Origin of the sequence: Endozoicomonas sp. ONNA2, from assembly GCF_024606365.1 — a bacterium.
Taxonomy (GTDB): Bacteria; Pseudomonadota; Gammaproteobacteria; order Pseudomonadales; family Endozoicomonadaceae; genus Endozoicomonas.
In genome coordinates this window covers 1-1367 of record NZ_JAHHPO010000169.1, presented here as the reverse complement: position 1 = coordinate 1367, position 1367 = coordinate 1, and the positions used below count along the sequence as shown (strand labels likewise).

2 protein-coding genes are annotated in these 1367 nt (G+C 50.3%); both read right to left on the bottom strand.

Annotated elements, in window-relative coordinates; translation table 11 throughout:
• Nucleotides 1–131, bottom strand: a 131-nt coding sequence (locus KDK14_RS03105; RefSeq protein ID WP_257263559.1) for an agmatine deiminase family protein, incomplete at its 3' end; no start/stop codon positions are given.
• 94 nt (nucleotides 132–225) lie between these two features.
• Entirely contained in the window at nucleotides 226–1131 is a 906-nt protein-coding gene (aguB, locus tag KDK14_RS03100) for an N-carbamoylputrescine amidase (RefSeq protein ID WP_373691022.1), read from the bottom strand.
• Nucleotides 1132–1367: the final 236 nt, after the last annotated feature.

Here is a 1367-nt window from a genome sequence, read left to right as displayed (position 1 = left end):
TCAAATTCAGCGATGGCACGCGCCACACGTGCATAGGACTCTTGCGCGGGTTTGCCACCCAATCGCCAGGTATCGGTGCGCTCCGGCCAATGCATCCAGGTTCGGGAGTGTTCATGCCATTCAGCGGGCATGTAATAACCATCGGCTTTTGGTGTGCTGGTTAATAGATGAGACATTACGTAATCACTGTTGAGAGAATTGGTGGGGTAGCAGGGATGGAGAAACTTATTTACAGGTATGCACGCCATCGCAGGAGAGCAAACTATGGTACATCTCAGGGCGACGATCCCTGAACAGCCCCCAGGATGTGCGAGTTTTCTGGATGGCATCCAGATCAAACCTGTGAACCAGAACGCATTCATCGGTTTTATTGGCCGCCTTGACCATCTGCCCGTGCTCATCACTGATGAACGAAGAGCCGTAAAACGTGATTTCAACGTCCTTGGCTTCGGCATCAAACACGTTACTGTGGGTTTCTTTACCCACCCGGTTAGCGGCAATCAGTGGCATGATGTTGGCGGCAGCATGACCTCGCTGCACCACCTGCCAATGGTCGGTGGATACCAGGGTGGCATCCTGGGGTTCAGAACCAATGGCGGTGGGGAAAAACAGCAGTTCGGCCCCCATCAGCGCCATGGCACGGGCCGATTCAGGAAACCACTGGTCCCAGCAGATGGCTACACCAATCGTGGCATAGCGGGTATTCCAGACCTGAAAGCCGGTATCTCCCGGGGTGAAGAAGAATTTTTCGCAATAGCCGGGGCTGTCAGGAATATGGGTTTTCCGGTAGATGCCGAGGGTATTGCCATCGGCATCGATAATGGCAATGGAGTTGTATAGCGCCTGATTTTGTCGCTCAAAGAAACTGATGGGCAGTACCACTTCCAGTTCGCTGGCAACCTGTTTGAAATGGTTGACCACCTGGCTCTGTGCCAATGTCTGGGCAAGCGCAAAGTGCTTTTCATCCGTTTGGATGCAGAAGTAGGGTGCCTGGAAGAGTTCAGATAACAGGATAATTTGCGCCCCCCGGGCAGCGGCTTCCCTGACCAGCTGTTCGGCCTTGTTCAGGTTATTATCAAGATCCCAGGTATAACTTGCCTGAACCGTTGCAACAGTAACATTTCTCATCACACTATTTCCTCAACATCCTCTTCGGTAAAGCTGAATCGAATACTTGATAGAGAGCAGTTTGAAGGGGTATTTGAAACCCCGTTACACGACAGTGTTTTAAAGCCATAGACAAAAGCTTAAAGCAAGCTTGTTATAGCTTACTCATGATTAATGAGAGAAATGCAAGGAAACTGATCCTGATGTGATTCAACTGTAGGGAATCTAACTCAGACTTACTTGGAAGCTTAGGGTAATAT